Genomic DNA, 20,107 nt, shown 5'->3' with positions numbered 1-20,107 from the left:
CTTCAGGCCCGGATCAGCGGTTCCGGCAGGGCGAGGACCTGGTCCACGACGTCGACGACGTTGCCGTTCGTGCGCCAGTAGGCCGCGTTGTCGTCGGTGCGGATCTCGCCGCGGCGCGGTACTCGCGCGGCGCGGACGTGGTCTTCGGCCAGGACCTCGACGATGTCGATGACGTCACCGTGCGGGCGCACGTAGATCAGCGCCTCCAGCTCGCCGGTGCCGTCCCGCACAGGCGGCATGAGTTGAAACCCCCGCAGCACCAACTGGCGCAACCACATGCTCGGGTCGGGTTCGCCGACCCGTTCTGACGAAGTCATCTGAAGCCCCCAGATCGTTCGTCGCGGCTCATCTGCACGTGCACGTGCAATTCGCCAGACTTTAACACAGCGGAGAGCTACCGGTCGATCACGGAAAGTGATTGCAGGGGCCGTTCGCAGGGCGAACGCAGACCGGTTCGGTGCAACCAAACGCTTGCTTGTTTTCCGCGTCTCGCCGAGACTACTCTCGAGCCGGCCACTGGTGCCGACGAAAGGGACTCCTCATGGCGGAGGCTTACATCATCGACGCGGTTCGCACGCCGGTCGGCAAGCGCGGCGGCGGACTCAGCGGGGTGCACCCGGCGGACCTGTCCGCGCACGTGCTGCAGAACCTCGTCGACCGCACCGGGATCGACCCGGCGGGGGTCGACGACGTGATCTGGGGCTGCGTCGACACCGTCGGTGCGCAGGCGGGCAACATCGGCCGCACCGGATGGCTCGCGGCCGGCTATCCCGAGCACGTCCCCGGCGTCACCGTGGACCGCCAGTGCGGTTCCTCGCAGCAGGCGGTGCACTTCGCCGCCCAAGCGGTGATGTCCGGTGTCAACGACCTGGTTGTCGCGGGCGGTGTCCAGAACATGACCGCCATCCCGATCGGCAGCTCGCTGCGCGGGTCCGACCAGCTCGGATTCCCCCGCGCCTACGGGCCGGACTGCGGATCGGAGGGCTGGGCCAAGCGCTACGGCGACGAGGTCGTCACCCAGTTCCGGGGCGCCGAGCTCATCGCCGAGCAGTGGGACATCTCCCGCGAGGCGATGGAGGAGTTCGCGCTGCGCAGCCACCTCCGCGCGATCGCCGCCATCGACGGCGGGCACTTCGACCGCGAGACCGCACCGCTGGCCGGCGTCGAGCACGACGAGGGGCCGCGTCGCGACACGAACAAGGACAAGCTCGCCGGGCTCAAGACCCTCGCCGACGGTGGCCGTCTCACCGCGGGTGTGGCCAGCCAGATCTCGGACGGTTCGGCCGCACTGCTCGTAGCTTCCGAGCAGGCAGTCCGCGAGCACGGTTTGACCCCGCGCGCCCGCATCCGGCACATGAGCGTGCGCGGCGACGACCCGGTGAAGATGCTGACCGCGCCGATCCCGGCCACGAAGCACGCGCTGGAGAAGACAGGCATCGCGGCATCGGAGATCGACGTGGTGGAGATCAACGAAGCCTTCGCCAGCGTCGTCCTGGCCTGGCAGAAGGAGATCGACATCGATCCCGCCAAGGTCAACCCCAACGGCGGCGCCATCGCGCTCGGCCACCCGCTCGGTGCCACCGGGGCGAAGCTGATGACCACCATGCTCAACGAGCTGGAGCGCACCGGCGGGAAGTACGGCCTGCAAACCATGTGCGAGGGCGGCGGAACCGCCAACGTCACCATCATCGAGCGGCTGTGAACCCCTCCCAGGGGAACGCCTTGCTCAGCGGTGCCGGTGGTGGAAGGAGAAGGTGTGGCGATCAACAGGGATTACATCGGGTTCGAGTTCAGCTCCGACGAGGCGTACGAGGTCACCCGCGGCAAGATCCGCGAGTTCGCCGATGCGATCGGTGACCCCAACCCGGCCTACCGGGATCAGGCGGCGGCTCGCGCGCTCGGGCATCCGGACGTGATCGCGCCGCCGACGTTCGGCATCGTGGCCACGGGCGCGGCGTCGGAGAAGAACCCGATCCTGCGCCCGGACTTCGGGCTGAACTACCGGATGGTGGTGCACGGCGAGCAGAAGTTCAGCTACCGGCGCCCCATCCGGGCCGGTGACGTCCTCAGCACGAAGGGCCGGATCGTGGAGATCCGCGACGCGGGCCGCAACGAGCTGGTGCGCATCGAGACCGACATCGTCGACGTCCACGGCGACGTGGTCGGAACAGCGGTCAACACGATCATCTCTCGTGGAACCGCAGAGGGAGGGCAGTGAACGTGGCTGCGAGCGTGGCTTTCGACCAGGTCGAGGTCGGTACGGAGATTCCTCCGCAGCGCTACCCCATCCAGCGGCTGACGCTGGTGCGCTACTGCGGCGCCTCGGGCGATTTCAACACCATCCACTGGAACGAGCGGATCGCCAAGTCCGCCGGGCTGCCGGACGTCATCGCCCACGGCATGCTCACGATGGCCGAGGCCGCCCGGCTGGTCACCGACTGGGTCGGTGATCCCGGTGCGGTCGAGGAGTACGGCGTCCGGTTCGCCAAGCCCGTGGTCGTGCCCGACGACGACACCGGCGTCGAGGTCGAGGTCGCCGGCCAGGTGACCGAGAAGCTCGACGACAACCGCGCGGTGGTGGAACTCTCAGCCACCTCCGCCGGAGTCGAGGTCCTGGCCAAAGCCCGAGCCGTCGTCCGCCTGGCGTAGGGGTTGTTGAAGTAGGCGGCGCGGCCGTTGCTTCAGGTGTGGGACTCAGCTCGCCCCGCCGGGGGTTCTGAGCGGTGCTGTGGCGAGCACGCCTCGACGCCGTGCATTGGCACACAAGTCGTGGCGCGCGGGATCCACAGCGCCGCTCGGGTTCCCCTACCCGCACCGCCCCGCAGAACGACGACCAGCAGTTCCTAGGCGGTGGGTCCCGAACAGCTGAGTCGCTGCGTGGGCGCGCTTGAGGTGCAGGTGCGCTTCGTGCTCCCAGGTGATCCCGATGCCACCGTGCAGCTGCACTCCTTCGGCGGCGATCGCGTAGTAGGCCTCCGCGCAGGCGGATTTCGCCATCGCCGCCAGCTCGCTCGCCCGCTCGTCCTGAGCGGACACCGACCAGGACGCGGCGTAGGACAGCGAGCGCGCGGACTCCACGGCCACGTAGCAGTCGGCCAGCCGGTGCTTGAGCGCTTGGAACGAGCCGATCGGACGGCCGAACTGGGTCCGCATCTTGGTGTACTCGACGGTTTCGCGCAGCCATCGCTGAGCGGCTCCCACCGATTCCGCGGCCAGCGCGACCGCGGCGACGTCGACGATGCGCTGGACCGGGGGAGTGCCCAGCAGTCGCGCGGGGGTGTGGTGCAGGTGGAGCTCGGCCATCCGGCGGGTCAGGTCCAGGGGAGCGGTGGCGGTGGCCTCGGGCTCGACGACCTCGAACAGCGTGGGTCGTCCGTCGGCGGTGGCCAGCACCAGGACGGTGTCGGCCTGCGCCCCGTCGAGCACGTGCACCTTGCGCCCGTCGAGCAACCACCCGTCGCCATCGCTCCGGGCCGTGGTGCGGAAACCGGCATGCGCCCAGCCGGTTTCAGTCTCAGCCCAGGCGAGGGACACCACCTGCTCGCCAGAGGCGATCCCCGGCAGCAGTCGCTCGCACGCCGCCCGATCGCCCGTGGCCAGCACCGCCTCGGCGGCCAGGACCACGCTGCCCAGGAACGGGATGTCCGACAACCGCCGACCCAGCTCCTCCACCACGATCAACGTCTCCAGCAGGCTGAACCCACCACCCCCGAACTCCTCCGGAATCCCCAGCGAGTGCGCCCCGACCTGCTCGGCGAGCTGCGCCCACACCTCCCGGTCGAACCCCTCGGCCACGACATCGGGCTCCCGAACCTCCGGCCCACCCCGCCGGTCCACCAACCGCCGCACGACCCCGCGCAACTCGTCCTGCTCCTCGGTGAAAGCAAACCGCACAACAACCTCCCGAGTTCTGGGCCCTCATCCGACTCGAATCCCTGTCCCGTCCCGACGAGGTTCGGCGATTTCAGTGGAAATCAGGACTCCGAGTTCCACTGAAATCCGGTACCTGAGTTCCACTGAAATCGCCAAACCCCGTGCGGTCAGGGGCTTCCGATGGGGGTGTCCGGGTCTGCGGTGAGGTATCGGGCGATGCGGCGGCGGTGCCAGGAGGGGGTGCCCCAGGACTGGCGCAGCGCCGCGGTCTTGGTGAGGTGGCGGTGCAGGTCGTGCTCGGCGGTGTAGCCGATGGCGCCGTGGACCTGCAGGGCGGTGCGGGCGGCGAGGTGGGCCGCCTCGCCTGCGGCGAGTTTCGCGGCGGAGGCGTCGCGGCCGGCGTGCTCGGAGCCCGCCGACAGGGCAGCGCCGCGGATGAGCGGGCGGGCGAACTCCAGCTTGAGCAGCGCGTTCGCCAGGTGGTGCTTGACCGCCTGGAACTCGCCGACCGGGCGCCCGAACTGCTGTCGCTGCTTGACGTGCTCGGTGGCCAGGTCGAGCATCCGGTGGCCGAGCCCGAGCAGGTAGGCCGCGCAGCCCAGGACCGCCAGGTCGAAGGCCCGCTCGAACTCCGCGCCGGGAACCTCCTCGCCCCAGGTCGACCCGACCTCGAACAACCGGCGAGCCGGATCGAAGGATTCCTCGCCCCGCAACGAGATCCCGGACAGCAGCCGGGTCGACTCCGGTCCGCACTCGTAGACCTCGTCGGCGAGGTCGGCGTCCAGCGCGCACGGGACGTGCGGCGCGACGACTGCCGTGCGCACCGCCGCATCGGCGGTGAGGTCCGGCAGCAGCGCGGGCAGCAGCGCCAGCGACTCGATCACGGGCCCGGGAAGCCCGGCGTAACCGCATTCCTGCAGGCAGAGAGCCAGCTCGACCGGGCCGAGACCGAGCCCGCCGCGCTCCTCGGGCAGCGTCACGCCGGTGACGCCGAGGTCGGCGAGGCTCCGCCACAGCTTGCGCCAGCTCTCGGCGTCCCCGTCGGCCCAGGAGCGGGCGATTGCCGGCACGTCGGCGGCGGTGAACATCGCGCGCAGGGTGTTGGCCATGTCCTGCTGCTCGGGTTCGAGCACGAATCTCATCGCGACCCCCTCGGCAGTCCGAGCACCCGCTCGGCGGCGATGTTGCGCTGGATCTCGTTGGTCCCGGCGTAGATCGGCCCGGCCAGCGAGAACAGGTAGCCCTCGACCCACGAGCTCGTCTCCGCCTCCGGTCCGAGCAGGTCCCAGGCGGTTTCGTGCATCGAGGTGTCCAGCTCGGACCAGAAGATCTTGTTCAGGCTCGCCTCGGCGCCCAGCCCGGCACCGTCGAGCACCTTGGTCACCGTCTCGAACGTCGCCAGCCGGTACGCCTGCGCGGACACCCACGCGTCGACCACCCGGTCGTCGTCGAGCCCGCCGGGCAGTTCGGTCAGCTTCCGGGCGGTGGCCAGGAACCGGCCCGGACTGCGCAGCGTGAGCCCGCGTTCGTTGCCGGCCGTGCTCATCGCGACCCGCCAGCCGTCCCCGACCCCGCCCAGCACGTCGGCGTCCGGGACGAAGACGTCGTCGAGGAACAGCTCGGCGAAGGCGGGTTTGCCGTCGATCCGCTGGATGGGCCGCACCGCGACCCCGGGGGCGTCCAGCGGGAACAGGAAGTAGGTCAGGCCCTTGTGGCGGGGCGCGTCCTGGTCGCTGCGGAACAGGCCGAAGGCGATGTCGGCGAACGCCGCGCGCGAGCTCCACGTCTTGTTGCCGCTGAGCAGCCAGCCGCCGTCGACGCGCCGCGCGGTCGAGCGGATCCCGGCCAGGTCGCTGCCGGCCTCGGGTTCGGACCAGGCCTGCGCCCAGATGTCCTCGCCGGCGGCCATCCGCGGCAGGTAGCGCTGCTTCTGCTGGTCGGTTCCGTGCTCGAAGAGCGTGGGGGCCAGCAGGAAGATGCCGTTCTGGCTGACGCGTCCGGGTGCCCCGGCGGCGTAGTACTCCTCCTCGAAGATCACCCACTGCAGCAGCGATGCGCCGCGACCGCCGAACTCCTCCGGCCACGACACCACCGACAGCCCGGCCGAGTGCAGCAGTTTCTCCCACTCGCGGTGCGCGGCGAACCCCTCAGCCGTTTCCAGCGACGGCAGCGGCTCGGCGGGCACGTGCTCGCGCAGCCAGGCGCGCACCTCGTCGCGGAAGGCCTGATCGGTGTCCGAGAACTCCAGATCCACGGCTCACCCACGCTCCTCGTTGGACTTCTTCATGCTGCGCGCGTCCATGCCAGCGAGGGAGTCCTCGCCGACCTCGGCGTTGTGCGCGTGGGCGAAGTGGTGCAGCCCGAAGGCGGAGTCCATGCCGCTGTGCATGCCCATCAGGTCCTCGGCCTGGTTGATCGCCTTCTTTGTCAGCGACAGCCCGAACATCGGCATCGCCGCGACGTTGCCCGCCAGGCTCATCGTCGCGTCGGCGAGCTCCTCGCGCGGCACCACCTGGTTGACCATGCCGACGTCGTAGGCCCGCTGCGCGCTCATCCGGTTGCCGGTGAACAGGAATTCCTTGGCGATCCGCGGGCCGAGCTTCCACGGGTGGGCGAAGTACTCCACGCCGGGGATGCCCATCTTCACCACCGGATCGGCGAAGAAGGCGTCGTCGCTGGCCACGATCAGGTCGCACACCCACGCCAGCATCAGGCCGCCGGCCACGCACGCCCCCTGCACGGAGGCGATGGCGGGCTTGGGCATCTCGCGCCAGCGCCGGCACATGCCCAGGTAGACCTCCTGCTCGCGGGCGAAGCGCGACTCGCCGCCGGAGTGCTTGGTGTGGTCCCACCACAGACCGGCCCGGCGGGGGTAGCTGACGTCGATGTCGCGCTCGGGGGACCCGATGTCGTGACCGGCGGAGAAGTGCTTGCCCTCGCCGGCCAGCACGATCACCTTGACCCGGTCGTCCTCGCAGGCCCGGTAGAACGCGTCGTCGAGCGCGTAGGTCATCACCGAGTTCTGCGCGTTGCGGTAGTCGGGCCGGTTCATCGTCACCACGGCGACCTGGTCGCGGACCTCGTAGTGGACGACCCCTTGTTCTGCTGCCATCGGGCGCTCCTAGCTCGGCCTTGCGATTGCGGCACGTCGAGGTTAGCCGAACAAGCAAGTGCTTGGTAGAGTGCCGACGCGGGAACGACGCCGAGGAGGCGGTTGTGGACCTCACCGACAGCGCCGAGGAAGCGGCCTTCCGCCGCGAAGTCCGGCAGTGGTTGTCCGAGCACCTGACCGGCCAGTTCGCCGAAGCACGAGGACTCGGCGGACCCGGACGCGAGCACGAGGGATTCGACGTGCGACTCGCGTGGGACCGGCTGCTCGCCGAACACGGGTGGACGTGCCTGGGATGGCCCGCGGAGTTCGGCGGGCGCGAGGCCGGCGTCGGCCGGCAGATCATCTTCCACGAGGAGTACGCCCGCGCTCAGGCGCCGGTGCGCGTCGGCCACATCGGCGAGGAACTGCTCGGGCCCACCCTGATGGCCTTCGGCAGCCCCGAGCAGCAGAAGCGGTTCCTGCCGGAGATCGTCGGCGCGCGCGAGCTGTGGTGCCAGGGCTACTCCGAGCCCGGCGCGGGCTCCGACCTCGCCAACGTCGCCACCACCGCTCGCCTGGAGGGCGACGAGTGGGTGCTCAACGGCCAGAAGGTGTGGACGTCGATGGCGCACGTCGCCGACTGGTGCTTCGTGCTCGCCCGCACCGATCCCGACCAGCGCCGCCACCAGGGCCTGTCCTACTTCCTGGTGCCCATGGACCAGCCCGGGATCCGGGTCCGGCCGATCATGCAGCTCACCGGCACCTCGGAGTTCAACGAGGTGTTCTTCGACGACGCCCGCACCGCGGCCGGGCACGTCGTGGGCGAGGTCGGGCAGGGCTGGAAGGTCGCGATGGGCACGCTCGGGTTCGAGCGCGGCATCGGAACCGTCGACCAGCAGGTCGTCTTCCGCCGCGAGCTCACCGAGATCACCGAGCAGGCCCGCGCCAACGGGGCCCTCGACGACCCGCTGCTGCGCGACCGCATCACCCGCGCCTGGACCGACCTGGAAGCCCTGCGCTGCACCGTCTTCCGGCTGCTCGGTGCCGAAGGGCCGCCCGGCCCCGAATCGTCGGTGGTCAAGCTGCTGTGGTCGAACTTCCACCGCGACCTCGGGGAACTCGCCATGGCGGTCGCCGGGCCTGACGGGCTCATCGCCCAGGGCGAGCCCTACGACCTCGACAGCCGTCAGCGGCTGTTCCTGTTCACCCGCGCCGACACGATCTACGGCGGCTCCAACGAGATCCAGCGCAACATCATCGCCGAGCGGGTGCTCGGCCTGCCGCGCGAACCCCGACCCCAGGAGGGCACCCGATGACCCAGGCCCCGCCCGCGCACGGACTGCTCAACGGCAAGACCGCGGTGGTCACCGCCGCGGCAGGCACCGGAATCGGCTCGGCGGTCGCGCGCCGGATGCTCGAAGAAGGCGCGCAGGTGCTCATCAGCGACCGGCACGAACGCCGGCTCGCCGAGACCTGCGCCGAACTCGCCGAGCTGCCCGGCGCCGAGGTCGCCTCGGTGGCCTGCGACGTCACCGACGAGGCCCAGGTGCAGCGCATGTTCGACACCGCGACCAGCACCTTCGGGCAGGTCGACGTGGTGGTCAACAACGCAGGCCTGGGCGGCACGGCATCGATCCTGGAGATGACCGACGAGCAGTGGGACAAGGTCGTCGACGTCACCCTCGGCGGCACCTTCCGCTGCACGCGTGCCGCGACCCGGCTCTTCCGCGACCAGGGCAACCCCGGCGTCGTGGTCAACAACGCCTCCGTCGTCGGCTGGCGGGCGCAGGCCGGGCAGTCCCACTACGCGGCAGCCAAGGCCGGTGTCATGGCGCTGACCCGCTGCGCCGCGATGGACGCCGCCGAGCTCGGCGTCCGGATCAACGCCGTGGCCCCGAGCCTGGTGATGCACGAGAACCTGGCCAAGGTGACCTCCGACGACCTGCTGGCCACGCTCACCGAGCGCGAGGCGTTCGGCCGCTCGGCCGAGCCGTGGGAGATCGCCAACGTTCTCGTCTTCCTCGCGTCGGACTACTCGTCCTACCTCACCGGCGAGGTCATCTCGGTCTCCAACCAGCACCCATGACCCTCCGGCGCGCAACGCCGCAGCGGCTTTGAGAGGATGGTCTCGTGGTCTCGACCAAGCGCTTGTCCGCACGCAACCGCCCGGCGCGGGAGAACGGCTCCGAACGCCGAGCCGAACTGCTCGCCATCGCCGGCGAGCTGTTCGCCACCCGTGGGTTCCTCGCGACCACGGTCCGCGACATCGCCGACGCCGCCGGCATCCTCTCCGGCAGCCTCTACCACCACTTCGACTCCAAGGAGGCGATGGTGGACGAGATCCTGCGCGAATTCCTCGACGACCAGCGGCAGGCCAACGCCAAGATCATCGAGGAGGCCGAGGACCCGCGCACCGCGCTCACCGAGCTGATCAAGCGGTCCTACGCGGCGCTGCGCCAGCACCCGGCCGCGATCGCGATCTTCCAGAACGAGGCCAACTACCTGGCCCAGTTCGAGCGCTTCGACTACCTGCCCGGTGTGGCCGACGAGTTCGAGAAGACCTGGCTCAAGGTCCTCCAGGAAGGGCAGAAGAGCGGGGTCTTCCGGGAAGACCTCAACGCCAAGCTCACCTACCGCTTCATCCGCGACACCGTGTGGACGACCGTCCACTGGTTCAACCCGAGCGGCAAGCTGAGCATCAAGTCCATCGCGGACCAGTACATCAACATCCTCTGCGACGGAATCGTATCCCGCTGACCAGCGGCAACGATCCTGGTCGCGTAGGCAATTCCAATTTCGCGCGAAATTCGAGTCCGAACTCCGGAGGTCGAATTTCGCGCGAAATTGGAATCAGGCGCTGAGCGCGCCGGTCCGGCGGAGGGTGTCGCGGGCCTCGGTGATGAGGGTGTCGATGAGCTTCTCGCAGCTGGGGAGCTCGTCGATCATGCCGACGACCTGGCCCGCCGGGAGGACTCCCGCTTCGGGGTGGCCGTCGACCAGGGCCGATTTGATCAGCATGGGGGTGTTGGCCGCCAGGAGGACCCTGTTGAGGGGGAGCTTCTGGGCCTTGCGCATGGCGAGGCCGTCGGTGACGAGCCGGCGCCAGGTCATGCCGGTGAGGGCCTTGAAGGCGACCGCCTGGCGCAGCGCGCGGGGGAGCCGTCGCAGCAGGCCCTGCGACTCGGCGGAGTCGGTGAGATCGGTGCGCAGCATCCGGTGCGGCAGACCGTCCACCTTGGACGTGACGACGGTGTCGCCGACCTGCGCTTCCAGGTAGGACCGCTTGACCTCCTCGGGAACCCGGCTGTCCGTGGTGAGCAGGAAGCGGGTCCCCATCGCCACTCCCGCCGCGCCGTAGCACAGCGCGGCGGCCAGGCCGCGGCCGTCGAAGAAACCGCCCGCGGCGATCACCGGGATGTCCACCGCGTCCACCACCTGCGGCAGCAGCAGGGTCGTGGCCACCGCGCCGGTGTGGCCGCCGCCCTCGCCGCCCTGCACCAGCACCGCGTCCGCACCCCACGCCGCGACCTTCTCGGCGTGCCTGCGGGCGCCGATGGACGGGATCACCACGACCCCGGCGTCCTTGAGCTTGCCGATGAGCCGCTGCGACGGCGCGAGCGCGAACGAGGCCACCTTCACGCCCTCGCGGATGAGCAGGTCGACGCGCTCCTCGGCGTCACCGGCGTCGGCGCGCAGGTTCACCCCGAAAGGCTCGCCGGTGCGCTCCTTGACCTCGCGGACCGCGTCGGTGAGCTGCGGCAACGTCATCGTCGCTGAGGCCAGCACGCCCAGCCCACCCGCGTTCGCGGTCGCCGAGACCAGGCTCGGGCCGGCCACCCAGCCCATGCCCGTCTGCACGACCGGGTGGCGCACACCGGTCAGGTCGCACAGCGGCGTGCGCAGCAGCTGCTCGGTCACGCCGGAACCTCCTCGTCCCGCAACCCCTTCGGGTCGATCCGGTCCCGGATCAGGGCGAGCTCGTCGTCGGTCGGCGACCGGGTCTCGGCGACCTCGTCGACGGCGAGCTCGAAGCCGGTCTTCTCCCGCACCTCGTCCACGCTCACCCCGGGATGCACCGAACGCAGCCGCATCGAGCCCTCCGGGCCCTGGAAGTCCAGCACCGCCAGGTCGGTCACCACGACCTGCACGTCGTGGTACTTCGCACCGACCTGACGCGCCCGGTCGTGCCCGACACCGGCCACCAGGTCCACGGATTCGACGAAGATCTTGGTGCTGTGGTTGGGGATCCAGTAGTTCGTGGTGTGGTTGACCGAGTTGCCCGGCGCCCCGCGCACCCCGATCAGCTGCACCTTGGGCTGGGCCCAGTCACCGATGCGGGAGATGTTCTGGTTGCCGAACCGGTCCACCTGCGAAGCGCCCATCATCACCCGGCGCTTCCCACCCGCCAGCAGGTCCAGGACCTTGCCGTAGGGCAGCCAGCCCTCGACCGCGGCGGTGGACTCCTCGCCCAGCGGCGTCGTCTCGGCGATCAGCATCGCCTCGCCGTCGGAGAGCAGCAGCTCGGGCGCGCTGGTCAGCCGGGCCAGCCGGGCGCCGATCGAGGGGATCGTGCCGAACGGCGAGGCGATGACCGACCCCGCGTCGGCGAAGCTGTCGGCGCAGGCCACCGCGCAGACCTCGGCCCTGGTGATCGTCATGCCGGCACCTCCGCGCGCGCGTGGAACCTCTCGACCGCCGCCTGGTAGTCCGCCTCGTCCCCGTCCAGGAACTCGGCGCGGAACGCCTCCCACTGGCCGGGTTTCGCGCTGGCGACGTAGTGCCGCTGGAACGCCTCGTCGCGGCCGTAGTCGGGCACGCAGCTGGTGAAGTGCGCGCCGTGGGGCGTATCCACCACGCCCTGCGGGTGGAGGCGGTTGATCAGCAGCGACTGCGGGGGAGCGGTCTCGGTGAGATCCTCGGTCGCGACGATCCGCTCGCAGCTGAGGAAGCTGGTCTCGGCCGCCGCGCACATCAGGTCGTCGAAGTACGGGTCGGGGCCGAGGTACTGGCCGTTGCCGTAGCGGTCGGCGCGGTTCATGTGCACCAGCGCGACGTCCAGGTTCAGCGCCGGCATCGCGACCAGTTCCTCGTCGTCGGCGTAGGGGGAGCGGACGGTGCGCAGCTCCGGGTTCAGCGCCATCACGTCGGAACCGAGCCCGGCGCGCGTGGGAAGGAACGGCAGTCGTGCCGCGGCCGCGCGGAGCCCCGCCAGCACCATGCCCTCGTCGTACTCGGCCACGTCGAGCTCGCCGCGCTGGCGGGCCGCCCGGAAGTGCGGGTCGAGCGGGATCGAGTCCAGCGAGACGAAACCGTAGACGACCTTGCGGAGCTTGCCCGCGGCGCACAGCAATCCGACGTCCGGACCGCCGTAGGACACCAGCGTCAGGTCCTTGAGGTCGGAGCGCAGGATCGCGCGCACCAGCGCCATCGGCTTGCGCCGGGAACCCCAGCCGCCGATGCCGATCGTCATGCCGTCGCGCAGGCGGGAGACCACCTCGTCGACGGTCAGCTGCTTGTCCTGCACCTACGCCTCCTTCTCGCGGCCGAACTCGGCGCGGATCTCGTCCGACACCCCGGTGAGGTTGAGCTCGAAGGTGAAGCCCTGCTCGAACCGGTAGCTGCGGTTGACGTCCACCGGGTCGATGCCGTTGAGCGCGGCCTTGGCCTTGCGGATCACCAGCGGGTTCTTGGCCGCGATGTCGGCGGCCACCTCCAGCGCGGCGTCCAGGAGCCCTTCGCGCGCAACGACCTTGTGCACCGAGCCGAGCTCGGCCAGCTGCTGCGCGGTGGCCGTCTGTCCGGTGTAGAACATGGCGCGCATCATGTGCTGCGGCACCAGGCGGGACAGGTGCGTGGCCGCGCCGAGCGCTCCCCGGTCCACCTCGGGCAAGCCGAAGGTCGCGTCGTCGCTGGCGACGATCACGTCGGAGTTGCCGACCAGGCCGATGCCGCCGCCGACGCAGAACCCCTGCACGGCGCTGATCACCGGCACCGGGCACTCGTAGACGGCCTTGAACGCCTCGTAGCAACCGTTGTTGACGGCGACGAGCTTGTCGTGGCCGGGATCGGCGGCCAGTTCCTTGATGTCCACACCCGCGTTGAAGCCGCGTCCCTCGGCGCGCAGCACCACGACCCGGGTCTGCGGTTCGGCACCGCTGTCGCGCAGCGCCTCGGCGAGGTCGAACCAGCCCTTGACCGGCAGTGCGTTCACCGGTGGGTGGTCGACGGTGAGGACCACGATTCCGCCGTCCCGCCGTTCGATTTGCGTGCCCATGCCACCTGCCAAACCTAGCACTTGTTTGGTTGGGTTGTTACCGTAGCAACACCGCAGGACACCCCGCCAGGGGCGAGAACGCAGGGAGCGGCGGATGGGCATCGAGATCGACCTCACCGGCCGGGTCGCGCTGGTGACAGGAGGAACGCGGGGCCTCGGCGCGGGCATCGCCGAGACGTTCCTGCGCGCCGGGGCGGAGGTCCACGTCTGCGCCCGCAAACCTGTCGACGAACTTCCCTCGCACGGCTCGGCCACCGCGCACTTCGCGCAGGTCGACGTCCGGGAGAGCGAGCAGGTCGCCGAGCTGATCACCGACATCCGGCAACGCTCCGGGCGGTTGGACGTGCTGGTCAACAACGCGGGTGGCACTCCGGTCGCCGACACCGCGAGCGCGTCGATCCGCTTGCACCGCAAGGTCGTCGAGCTGAACTTGATCGCACCGCTGCTGCTGGCCCAGCACGCGCGCGACGCGCTCGTGGAGACCGGGGGCTCGATCATCAACATCAGCAGCGTCTCCGGCCGCCGACCGTCACCGGGCACCGCGGCCTACGGCGCGGCCAAGGCGGGCCTGGACAACCTCACCGGCACGCTGGCCCAGGAACTGGCCCCGGACGTCCGCGTCAACGGCGTCGTGGTGGGGCTGGTCAGCTCCGAGGACCAGGCCGACCACTACGGCGAGACCGATCTGAGTTCGATCGTCCCCCTGGGGCGCCTCGCCGAACCGTCCGACGTCGGCAACGCCTGCCTCTTCCTCGCCTCCCCGCTGGCCGCCTACGTCACCGGCTCGACGATCACCGTCGACGGTGGAGGCGAACGAACGGCCTACCTCAACGCAATCCGCACGTGACCACAGCACCCCCAAGACCGTCACCCCTCCCCAAGACGGTCCCCGATTTCAGTGGAACTCCGGTTCCGGGTCTGGATTTCAGTGGAAGTCGGGTTTCCGATTTCAGTGGATGTTCGGGTTGTGATTTCCACTGAAATCGGGTTGGAGGTGGAGTTCGCAGATGCCGGTGTTGGTTGCCGGCAACGACTTCTAGGAGGACGAACGTGATTTGTGAAGGCAGGGTCGTCGTCGTGACCGGGGGTGCGCGCGGGTTGGGCCGTGCGCATGCCTTGGAGTTCGCTCGGCAGGGGGCCAAGGTCGTCGTGAACGACATCGGGGTGCAGTTGGACGGCAGCGGGGGCGACGGGTCCGCGGCCGCGGAGGTCGCCGACGTGATCCGGGCGCTCGGCGGCGAGGCCGAGGTGCACGGGGCCGACGTCGCGGACTGGGGACAGGCGCGGGAGCTCGTGGAGTTCGCCGTCGAGCGGTTCGGACGGTTGGACGTGCTGGTCAACAACGCCGGGTTCGTGCGCGACCGGATGTTCGTCAACATCGCCGAGGACGAGTGGGACCAGGTCATCCGCGTCCACCTCAAGGGCCACGCCGCCACGATGCGGCACGCCGCTCAGCACTGGCGCGACCGCACCAAGGCGGGCGAGGCCGTGGAGGCGCGGATCATCAACACCACGTCCGGTGCGGGACTGCTCGGCAGCATCGGCCAGACCAACTACGCCGCGGCCAAGGCCGGGATCATCGCGCTCACCCTCAACACCGCCGCCGAACTCGCCCGCTACGGCGTCACCGTCAACGCCATCGCACCGTCGGCGCGCACCCGCATGACCGAGACCGTCTTCGCCGACATGATGGCGCGGCCGGACCAGGGATTCGACGACATGGCCCCGGAAAACGTCTCGCCGCTGGTGGCCTGGCTCGGCAGCGTGGACTCCGCCGAGGTCACCGGTCGGGTCTTCGAGGTCGTCGGTGGCGACATCACCGTCGGGACCGGCTGGACCCGAGGGCCCTCGCGCGACGCCGGCCGACGCTGGGGCGCCGACGAGCTCGGACCCGTGGTGGCGGAACTGCTGGCCAAGGCCCCCGTTCCCGACCCCGTCTACGGCACCTGAGGAAGCGGGGTGGTACATCTCTTTCAGGAGATTCGTCAAAACTCGGAGGACAACGGTGAGCGATCGGCACGCGTGGATCGAGCCCGGCGTGGAACAGGTCGGGCCTGGCGTGCACCGGATTCCGCTGCCGCTGCCCAACGACGGACTGCGCGCGGTCAACGTCTACGCCATCGAGGACTCCGACGGGCTGGTGCTCATCGACTCCGGCTGGGCGCTGGAGGAAGCGCGCACGCAGCTGGAGAAGGGCCTCGGCGAGATCGGCTACGACTTCGCCGACGTGCAGCGGTTCCTGGTGACCCACGTGCACCGCGACCACTACACGCTCGCGGTGCAGCTGCGCCGCACCTTCGGTTCCAAGATCAGCCTCGGCGCCGGTGAGCAGCCCACGATGGACGCGATCCTCGAAGGCGGCACCGAACTCGCCGAGATGCGGCGGTTGCAGCGCTGGGGCGCGCAGGAACTGCTCGGCAAGCTCGCCGAGGCCTACGGCGGCGCACCGCCGGAGCGCAAGGGGGAGAACCCCTACGAGCAGCCGGACGAGTGGCTGCACGGCAAGGTCGAGATCCCGCTGGGATCGCGCACCCTGCTCGCGGTGCCGACACCCGGGCACACCCGGGGACACGTGGTGTTCCTCGACGCCGACTCCTCGACGCTGTTCTCCGGCGACCACATCCTGCCGCACATCACGCCCTCGATCGGCGTCGAATCGGCCCGGCCGGAGCTGCCGCTCGGCGACTTCCTGGACTCGCTGCGGCTGATGCAGACCTACCCGGACCTGCGGTTGCTGCCCGCGCACGGGCCCGTCGGCGGCAGCTCCCACCAGCGCATCGACGAGCTGCTGCGCCACCACGACGAGCGCCTGCAGCAGACGGCCGAGGTCGTCCGCGACGGTGCGGGAACCGCCTACGAAGCGGCCCTCAAGCTCGGCTGGACGCGGCGGAACAAGGACTTCGCCGATCTCGACCTGTTCAACCAGGTGCTGGCGGTCGGCGAGACGAGCGCGCACCTCGACCTGCTGGTCACGCGCGGCGAACTCACCGCCGCTCAGAACGGTGATGTCCTGGAGTACTCAGGCCAGCAGTAGCCGAACGGTCAGTTCGAGCCGGTTGGACACGTCGGTGGCCGAGGCGCGGCGGGTCACCCACGCGACCAGGTTGGACAGCCAGACGTCGCCGATGACCCGCGCGATCGCCCGCTGCTCCTCGGTGGGCTCGTCGGGAGTCATGGCGTGCGTGAACAGCTGCTCCATCAGCAGCGCCACGGTGTCGACCTCGTTGGCGACCGAGGTGTCGGCGAACATGAACGCCCTGGTCATCGCCTCGGTCAGCTCCGGGTTGCGCTGAAGCTGCCGGGTGGTGCGGTTGAGCACGTGCAGCACCCGGTCGTAGGGCGTGTCGCCGGGGATCTTCGACCGGTCCATCTTCTCCTGCTCGCGCGCGAACTCCCGCGCCAAGCCGACCACCAACAGGTGAATCTTGGAGGGGAAGTAGCGGTACAGGGTGCCCAGAGCGACGTCGGCCTTCTCGGCGACCGCGCGCATCTGCACCGCGTCGTAGCCGCCCTTGCTGGCCAGCGCGATGGTGGCGTCGATGATGCGCTTGCGCCGCTCGGCCTGCGCCGTGGTTCCGGTGTTGCTGCCGCCCCGGAGCGCTTCCAGCACGTTCTGCGAGCTTTCCATGGGCGGGGGCTCTCCTTGAACAGTCGACGGACATCAGGTGACGGCGAAGCGTGTTCGTCGCCACGCGGCTCATCGTGCGGGGCTACTAACGGGTTAAGGTAAGCGGGTTACCTCGACCGAAACATGTTCCAGTCTACCCAGCCCGCGGCCCCCGGGCAGTGTGAGGTGAATCGTGCGGATCGCGTTGCTTTCCTATCGAAGCAAGCCGCATTGCGGCGGACAGGGTGTCTACGTCCGCTACCTCAGCCGCGGCCTCGCCGAGCTGGGACATCACGTCGAGGTGTTCTCCGGTCAGCCCTACCCGGATCTGGACCCCGGCGTGGACCTGACACCCGTGGACAGCCTCGACCTCTACAACGACGACGACCCGTTCCGCACCCCCCACTGGCGCGAGCTGCGCGACCACATCGACCTGCTCGAGGTCGGCACCATGTGGACCGCGGGCTTCCCGGAACCGATGACCTTCAGCATGCGCGCGGCGCGGCTGCTCAAGGCCCGCTCGCACGAGTTCGACGTGGTGCACGACAACCAGTGCCTGGGTTCGGGTCTGCTCTCCCTGCAGCGCGCCGGGATTCCGCTGGTCGCAACGGTTCACCACCCGATCACCCACGACCGCCGGGTCGACCTCGCCGCCGCCAGGGGCTGGCGCAAGATCACCGTGCACCGCTGGTACGGCTTCACCCGGATGCAGGCCCGCGTCGCCCGCCAGATCCCGCAGCTGCTGACCGTGTCGCAGAACTCCGCGGACGACATCCGCGAGGACTTCGGCGTCGGCCCCGAGCAGTTGCGCGTCGTGCCGCTGGGCGTGGACGCCGAGGTGTTCAAGCCGCCGACCCGGCCGCGCGTCCCCGGTCGCATCGTGGCCATGGCCAGCGCCGACACCCCGATGAAGGGGGTCGGCACGCTGCTGGAGGCCGTCGCGAAGCTGCGCACCGAACGCGAAGTGGAGCTGGTGCTGGTCAGCAAGCTGACCCCCGGAGGCCCGACCGAGCAGCGCATCGAGGAACTCGCCATCGGCGACGTGGTGCGCACCGTCAAGGGCATCAGCGACGAGGAGCTGGCCGAGCTGCTGGGCTCCGCCGAGGTCGCCAGCGTGCCCTCGCTCTACGAGGGGTTCTCGCTGCCGACCGTGGAGGCGATGGCCTGCGGCACGCCGCTGGTCGCCAGCCGCGCGGGTGCGATCCCCGAGGTCGCCGGTCCTGACGGGGAGTGCGCCGACCTGGTGCCGCCGGGCGACGCCGAAGCGCTGGCCAAGGCGCTGGCCCGGCAGCTGGACTCGCCGGAGCACCGCGCCCGGCTCGGCGCCAACGGGCGCGAGCGGGTGCTGGCCCGCTACAGCTGGAAATCCGTGGCAGCGGCGACCGTCGACTGCTACGCCGAAGCGATCGCGCGCAGCCCGCGCGGTGGGAAGGGAGCAACGCGTTGCTGACGGTGGACTTCGACAGGCTCGGTGTGCGGCCGGGACAGCGGGTGCTGGACCTGGGTTGCGGCGGTGGCCGGCACGCCTTCGAGCTGTACCGGCGCGGCACCGACATCACCGCCTTCGACCAGGACGTCGAAGAGCTGGAGAACGTCGCCGCGATGTTCGCCGCGATGAAGGACGAGGGCGAGGTGCCGGAGGGCGCCAAGGCCCAGACGGTCTCCGGTGACGCGCTGGCCCTGCCGTTCGCCGACGGCGAGTTCGACGTCGTCATCGCCTCGGAGATCATGGAGCACATCCCCGAGGACGAGAAGGCGATGCGCGAGCTCGTCCGCGTGGTCAAGCCCGGCGGGCGCGTCGTGGTCACCGTCCCGCGCGCCTGGCCGGAGCGGATCTGCTGGGCGCTGTCCGACGAGTACCACCAGGTCGAAGGCGGCCACGTGCGGATCTACTCCGCCGACGAGCTGATCGGCAAGCTCACCGACGCCGGGCTGCGCTACGTCTTCCGCGGCCACGCGCACGCGCTGCACTCGCCGTACTGGTGGATCAAGTGCGCGGTGGGAACCGACAACAACGATCACCCGCTGGCCAAGGCGTACCACTCGTTCCTGGTGTGGGACATGATGAAGGCGCCGTGGATCTCGCGGACCGCCGAGAAGCTGCTCAACCCGATCGCGGGCAAGAGCATTGCGATCTACCTGGGCAAACCTCGTGCCGGCGCCTGAGCTGCCGGGCGTCGTCTCCGCGGAGGCGCTCGTCCAGACCGGCAAGGCCATCGCGTCCGTTCAGCTCCCCTCCGGGGAGATCCCGTGGTTCCCGGGCGGTCACACCGACCCGTGGGACCACGTGGAGTGCGCGATGGCGCTGTCGGTGATCGGGCAGCTCGCGGAGGCGGAGCGGGCGTACGAGTGGCTGCGCGCCACCCAGCGCTCCGACGGCTCCTGGCCGCTCCAGGTGCGCGACGGCGTGGTCGAGGACGCCGGCGCCGACACCAACTACTGCGCCTACCCGGCGGTGGGCGTCTGGCACCACGTGCTCATCACCGGTGACGACTCGTTCGCCGAGCGGATGTGGCCGATGGTGCGCGACGCCATCGACTTCGTGCTCACCGCGCAGCACCAGCGCGGCGAAATCGACTGGGGCATCGGCGAAGCCGGGCCGACCGGTGAGGCGCTGCTGTCGGGCAGCTCCAGCATCCACCAGAGCCTGCGGTGCGCGCTGGCGCTGGCCGACCGCGTCGGCGTGCCGCAGCCGAGCTGGGAGGTGGCCGTCGGCCGCCTCGGGCACGCGCTGCGCAGGCATCCGGAGGCGTTCACGCCGAAGACCCGTTACTCGATGGACTGGTACTACCCGATCCTCGGCGGTGCCGTGCGGGGCGAGGCCGGGCTGCGGCGCATCGACGAGCGCTGGGACGACTTCGTAGTGCCGGATCTGGGGATTCGCTGCGTCGACGACCACCCGTGGGTCACCGGGGCCGAGACCTGCGAACTCGTGCTGGCCCTGGACGCGCTCGGCGAGCACGACCGCGCCGTGCGGCAGCTGGCCGCGATGCAGCACCTCCGCGACCCCGACGGCTCGTACTGGACGGGTTTCGTCTTCGCCGACGGCAAGCGCTGGCCGGAGGAGCAGTCCTCCTGGACCGCCGCAGCGGTCGTCCTCGCCACCGACGCCCTGACTCGAACCTCGCTGGGCAACGGCATCTTCCGAGGCGAAGACCTCCCGAGCGGCCTCCCGGTCGAGAACGCCGCCTGCTGCGCCTACGAACGCACCCGCTGACGCAGCACCCCACTCGGCCGACAAAACCACCCGGCCGAGTGGGGT

The 20,107-nt window shown here is 70.1% G+C and carries 22 protein-coding genes; 12 read left to right on the top strand and 10 right to left on the bottom strand.

The window, feature by feature from the left end; genetic code table 11:
- Positions 1 to 2: 2 nt before the first annotated feature.
- Entirely contained in the window at positions 3 to 317 is a 315-nt protein-coding gene (locus tag AB0J91_RS11090) for a hypothetical protein (protein ID WP_363866662.1), read from the bottom strand.
- 224 nt (positions 318 to 541) lie between these two features.
- Between AB0J91_RS11090 and AB0J91_RS11085 the strand changes: the two genes are divergently transcribed.
- The 3 genes from AB0J91_RS11085 to AB0J91_RS11075 are packed head-to-tail and all read left to right on the top strand — an operon-like array spanning position 542 to position 2,649.
- Complete coding sequence (locus tag AB0J91_RS11085) at positions 542 to 1,702, top strand: acetyl-CoA C-acetyltransferase (protein ID WP_363866659.1); 1,161 nt, start codon at positions 542 to 544, stop codon at positions 1,700 to 1,702.
- Between the two features lie 54 nt (positions 1,703 to 1,756).
- A complete protein-coding gene (locus AB0J91_RS11080) occupies positions 1,757 to 2,218 on the top strand; it encodes a MaoC family dehydratase N-terminal domain-containing protein (protein ID WP_363866656.1) in 462 nt (153 codons plus the stop codon).
- 2 nt (positions 2,219 to 2,220) lie between these two features.
- Positions 2,221 to 2,649, top strand: a complete 429-nt coding sequence (locus tag AB0J91_RS11075) for a MaoC family dehydratase (RefSeq protein ID WP_363792986.1) — start codon at positions 2,221 to 2,223, stop codon at positions 2,647 to 2,649.
- Positions 2,650 to 2,805: 156 nt separating this feature from the next.
- On the opposite strand, the gene AB0J91_RS11070 is transcribed toward AB0J91_RS11075, so the two are convergent.
- From AB0J91_RS11070 to AB0J91_RS11055, 4 genes are all read right to left on the bottom strand, one after another.
- Positions 2,806 to 3,894, bottom strand: coding sequence for an acyl-CoA dehydrogenase family protein (locus AB0J91_RS11070; RefSeq protein ID WP_363866653.1), 1,089 nt, complete (start codon positions 3,892 to 3,894; stop codon positions 2,806 to 2,808).
- 146 nt (positions 3,895 to 4,040) lie between these two features.
- Entirely contained in the window at positions 4,041 to 5,015 is a 975-nt protein-coding gene (locus AB0J91_RS11065) for an acyl-CoA dehydrogenase (RefSeq protein ID WP_363866650.1), read from the bottom strand.
- On the bottom strand, positions 5,012 to 6,127 hold the full coding sequence (locus AB0J91_RS11060) for an acyl-CoA dehydrogenase family protein (RefSeq protein ID WP_363866648.1): 1,116 nt from the start codon (positions 6,125 to 6,127) through the stop codon (positions 5,012 to 5,014). Before AB0J91_RS11060 ends, AB0J91_RS11065 begins: the two co-directional genes overlap by 4 nt.
- Positions 6,128 to 6,130: 3 nt before the next feature.
- Positions 6,131 to 6,985: an enoyl-CoA hydratase gene (locus AB0J91_RS11055; RefSeq protein WP_363866645.1), complete on the bottom strand. Its 855-nt coding sequence runs from the start codon at positions 6,983 to 6,985 to the stop codon at positions 6,131 to 6,133.
- A gap of 104 nt (positions 6,986 to 7,089) precedes the next feature.
- On the opposite strand from AB0J91_RS11055, the gene AB0J91_RS11050 reads away from it, so the two are divergent.
- From AB0J91_RS11050 to AB0J91_RS11040, 3 genes are read left to right on the top strand one after another with little or no spacing between them, the layout of a single operon-like run.
- Positions 7,090 to 8,280 (top strand): acyl-CoA dehydrogenase family protein, encoded by a 1,191-nt coding sequence (locus tag AB0J91_RS11050; protein WP_363866642.1) that lies wholly within the window; start codon positions 7,090 to 7,092, stop codon positions 8,278 to 8,280.
- Positions 8,277 to 9,050 carry an SDR family oxidoreductase gene (locus AB0J91_RS11045; protein WP_363866639.1) on the top strand — a complete coding sequence of 258 codons (774 nt, stop codon included), beginning with the start codon at positions 8,277 to 8,279 and terminating at the stop codon, positions 9,048 to 9,050. The genes AB0J91_RS11050 and AB0J91_RS11045 overlap by 4 nt, the downstream gene beginning before the upstream one ends.
- 44 nt (positions 9,051 to 9,094) lie before the next feature.
- Positions 9,095 to 9,721, top strand: a complete 627-nt coding sequence (locus AB0J91_RS11040) for a TetR/AcrR family transcriptional regulator (protein WP_363866636.1) — start codon at positions 9,095 to 9,097, stop codon at positions 9,719 to 9,721.
- Positions 9,722 to 9,814: 93 nt separating this feature from the next.
- On the opposite strand, the gene AB0J91_RS11035 is transcribed toward AB0J91_RS11040, so the two are convergent.
- Genes AB0J91_RS11035 through AB0J91_RS11020 form a run of 4 tightly spaced genes read right to left on the bottom strand, consistent with a single transcriptional unit; the run spans position 9,815 to position 13,238 of the window.
- Positions 9,815 to 10,867 carry a nitronate monooxygenase gene (locus AB0J91_RS11035; protein WP_363866925.1) on the bottom strand — a complete coding sequence of 351 codons (1,053 nt, stop codon included), beginning with the start codon at positions 10,865 to 10,867 and terminating at the stop codon, positions 9,815 to 9,817.
- Between the two features lie 11 nt (positions 10,868 to 10,878).
- Entirely contained in the window at positions 10,879 to 11,622 is a 744-nt protein-coding gene (locus tag AB0J91_RS11030; protein ID WP_363866633.1) for a CoA-transferase, read from the bottom strand.
- Positions 11,619 to 12,488 carry a CoA-transferase gene (locus tag AB0J91_RS11025; RefSeq protein ID WP_363866630.1) on the bottom strand — a complete coding sequence of 290 codons (870 nt, stop codon included), beginning with the start codon at positions 12,486 to 12,488 and terminating at the stop codon, positions 11,619 to 11,621. The genes AB0J91_RS11030 and AB0J91_RS11025 overlap by 4 nt, the downstream gene beginning before the upstream one ends.
- Positions 12,489 to 13,238, bottom strand: a complete 750-nt coding sequence (locus AB0J91_RS11020) for an enoyl-CoA hydratase family protein (RefSeq protein WP_363866627.1) — start codon at positions 13,236 to 13,238, stop codon at positions 12,489 to 12,491. It lies immediately after the preceding gene.
- Between the two features lie 94 nt (positions 13,239 to 13,332).
- Between AB0J91_RS11020 and AB0J91_RS11015 the strand changes: the two genes are divergently transcribed.
- From AB0J91_RS11015 to AB0J91_RS11005, 3 genes are all read left to right on the top strand, one after another.
- The gene (locus tag AB0J91_RS11015) at positions 13,333 to 14,085 is read left to right on the top strand and encodes an SDR family oxidoreductase (protein ID WP_363866624.1); all 753 of its coding nucleotides are present in this window, start codon (positions 13,333 to 13,335) and stop codon (positions 14,083 to 14,085) included.
- A gap of 206 nt (positions 14,086 to 14,291) precedes the next feature.
- Positions 14,292 to 15,188 (top strand): SDR family oxidoreductase, encoded by an 897-nt coding sequence (locus AB0J91_RS11010; RefSeq protein ID WP_363866922.1) that lies wholly within the window; start codon positions 14,292 to 14,294, stop codon positions 15,186 to 15,188.
- A 55-nt stretch (positions 15,189 to 15,243) separates the two neighbouring features.
- Complete coding sequence (locus AB0J91_RS11005) at positions 15,244 to 16,272, top strand: MBL fold metallo-hydrolase (protein WP_363866621.1); 1,029 nt, start codon at positions 15,244 to 15,246, stop codon at positions 16,270 to 16,272.
- On the opposite strand, the gene kstR is transcribed toward AB0J91_RS11005, so the two are convergent.
- Positions 16,258 to 16,866, bottom strand: a complete 609-nt coding sequence (kstR, locus tag AB0J91_RS11000) for a cholesterol catabolism transcriptional regulator KstR (RefSeq protein ID WP_363793011.1) — start codon at positions 16,864 to 16,866, stop codon at positions 16,258 to 16,260. The genes AB0J91_RS11005 and kstR overlap by 15 nt on opposite strands.
- A gap of 172 nt (positions 16,867 to 17,038) precedes the next feature.
- Between kstR and AB0J91_RS10995 the strand changes: the two genes are divergently transcribed.
- The 3 genes from AB0J91_RS10995 to AB0J91_RS10985 are packed head-to-tail and all read left to right on the top strand — an operon-like array spanning position 17,039 to position 20,062.
- A complete protein-coding gene (locus tag AB0J91_RS10995) occupies positions 17,039 to 18,295 on the top strand; it encodes a glycosyltransferase family 4 protein (RefSeq protein WP_363866618.1) in 1,257 nt (418 codons plus the stop codon).
- Between the two features lie 2 nt (positions 18,296 to 18,297).
- Positions 18,298 to 19,011 carry a methyltransferase domain-containing protein gene (locus AB0J91_RS10990; protein ID WP_363866919.1) on the top strand — a complete coding sequence of 238 codons (714 nt, stop codon included), beginning with the start codon at positions 18,298 to 18,300 and terminating at the stop codon, positions 19,009 to 19,011.
- Complete coding sequence (locus tag AB0J91_RS10985) at positions 18,998 to 20,062, top strand: prenyltransferase (RefSeq protein ID WP_363866615.1); 1,065 nt, start codon at positions 18,998 to 19,000, stop codon at positions 20,060 to 20,062. The genes AB0J91_RS10990 and AB0J91_RS10985 overlap by 14 nt, the downstream gene beginning before the upstream one ends.
- Positions 20,063 to 20,107 lie beyond the last annotated feature (45 nt).

It is taken from the genome of Saccharopolyspora sp. NPDC049357, from assembly GCF_040677225.1.
Classification (GTDB): domain Bacteria; phylum Actinomycetota; class Actinomycetes; order Mycobacteriales; family Pseudonocardiaceae; genus Saccharopolyspora.
Note: the sequence above shows the minus strand (reverse complement) of the source record. Positions and strands in the feature narration are given on the sequence as shown.